The following is a 1,909-nucleotide window of genomic DNA, read 5'->3' on the forward strand; positions in this document are numbered from 1 at the left end:
CAACCTTCAGAATGAGGTGAGCATGGCTCTTGGACAGAGATTAAAAGAGGTGAGGGTGCAGCGGGGTATGTCGCAAGCAAAACTGGGCGCGCTGGCGGATTTAACGCAGGCTGCAATCGGAGCGCTTGAATCGCGTGATAGTAAGCATTCGAGCATGGCATTGCAGTTGGCTCGCGCCCTTCATGTTTCGGTTGACTGGCTGGTTACGGGAGAGGGGCCGAAGAGTGTGCCAGATGCTGACGGTGAATGTGGGGATACTGACTTGTATGCGGGTGCGCCACTCAATGAGCGTGATGTCATGCTACATCTGTTGTTAGAGCTGCCTAGAGACCTTGAAACGGAACGAACTAAAATTGTCCAAAGTGGAAGAGCGGTTTTTCGCTTTGCGAAAACGATCTTAACCAAAGCGGATGTTATCCCAGAGAGTGCGGTGTGTACCTCAGTATGGGGTAATAGCATGGCGCCGGTTTTGCCCGATGGCGCCCGGGTTGTCGTCGATACGGATGATGTAAGCGTAAAGGACGGTGAAATCTACGCGGTTAATCACGACGGTATGCTGCGGGTGAAATACCTGCGCCGTAAGCCTGGTGGCGGGCTTGAGATTATTAGCCAGAATAGCGCGGAGTACGCCGCTGAAACATACTCAGCGGAGCAGGTAGCCAGCGGCAATATTGAGGTAATCGGGCGGGTATTTTGGTGGTCGGTGTTGAGGTAGCGGAAAGTCTGATTCCTTCGTGTGTCCTTAGAACAAAATTTGGTGGGCCTCGGTGACCTTCGCCCAATGCGTTATCCTGCGGGCTTCACCGTCATAGAAATACATCAGGTGGTCGCTCTGAACCGGTATTGTCACCGCCTTTGGCTTGAACGCCGCGATGCACTCACCCCCTGGATGCCGAACGCTGTTGTACACAAGCCCCCATGAAGCCTCGGCCCGCAATGCTGCAGCAAAGGCTTGGCTTTTGCCGTACTGGCTGACTGAGGGATCGTGCAGGTGTTCGAACTCCGGTCCACGGATATCGTGCAAAGGGCTGGTTGCTTCGTTGACGTAACAGCGCATGGTCAGGTCAATGGACTCTTCGTTGGCGGCCGCCAGCTCACGCTCTTTGTGGTAGACCGTTTCTGCGATCGCAGTTTCAAGCGTGCTCGCCGCGTAATAAGCCCCGAACGTGTCAGTCGCAAACCGGCTACCAAAACCAAGGTGGGTAAACGCTGCCATGACCGGCGTACTGCCAGGGCCCCACACCCAGTCCTCCGGTGCGACCAGCTGTATGTCTCCCGCTTCATTGAGTAGCCGATCATTGGTCATGCTTTCGATTTCAAAGGCTAAATCCAAATCTTGGGCGTTATCATAGTACCGTTCATAAACCCCAACCGGTGGAAAGCAGCTCGGGATAATCCTGTGCGCCTTCCATTGAGGCTGGTGGAGTCCTGGCGTTGTCATTATGCCCACCCTCGCTTGGCGTCGAAGTACCGGCGAGTCAGTAGCAGGTGACGTATCGACCCTTGGGCCATGAACTCCATCGGCGATTTACCAGAAAAAGGGAAATCGGTACTTCCCAGCCTGATCCGGCGATGAGCCCGCTCAGCCGTGGGGTACATCACCCTCACTGCCTTGTAGATGCCCATAACGTAGCTCACCCGTTCCATGGTGTCTCGGCTTAGGCGAGTGGGCTTCAGTTTGCGGTAGTTGTTGAGAGTTGCCCTGGATACGCCGCCCAGCAGTTGGGTGCGTTCTTCGGTAGAGCAGTCCCAGTCAGAGGTGATACCCAGGAAACCCTGCAGCGCAACGCGACCTTTTTCGGCCTCCCGATCCGTGATGTGAGTCCCAAGGCGGGTAGCGGTGGTCATTGGCTTTCTCCTTTTTGTATAACTTTATCCATTATAGCGTAATGCGTCTACATGTACACAT

The 1,909-nt window shown here is 54.7% G+C and carries 3 protein-coding genes; 1 reads left to right on the top strand and 2 read right to left on the bottom strand.

From position 1 onward, the window contains the following. Nucleotides 1-715, top strand: a 715-nt coding sequence (locus MELB17_RS23030) for an XRE family transcriptional regulator (RefSeq protein ID WP_007352754.1), incomplete at its 5' end; no start/stop codon positions are given. 27 nt (nucleotides 716-742) lie between these two features. On the opposite strand, the gene MELB17_RS23035 is transcribed toward MELB17_RS23030, so the two are convergent. Beyond that, nucleotides 743-1,441, bottom strand: a complete 699-nt coding sequence (locus MELB17_RS23035) for an RES family NAD+ phosphorylase (protein WP_007352755.1) — start codon at nucleotides 1,439-1,441, stop codon at nucleotides 743-745. Further along, nucleotides 1,441-1,848 (bottom strand): antitoxin Xre-like helix-turn-helix domain-containing protein, encoded by a 408-nt coding sequence (locus tag MELB17_RS23040; protein ID WP_007352756.1) that lies wholly within the window; start codon nucleotides 1,846-1,848, stop codon nucleotides 1,441-1,443. Before MELB17_RS23040 ends, MELB17_RS23035 begins: the two co-directional genes overlap by 1 nt. Nucleotides 1,849-1,909 lie beyond the last annotated feature (61 nt).

Source organism: Marinobacter sp. ELB17 (genome assembly GCF_000169375.1).
Classification (GTDB): domain Bacteria; phylum Pseudomonadota; class Gammaproteobacteria; order Pseudomonadales; family Oleiphilaceae; genus Marinobacter.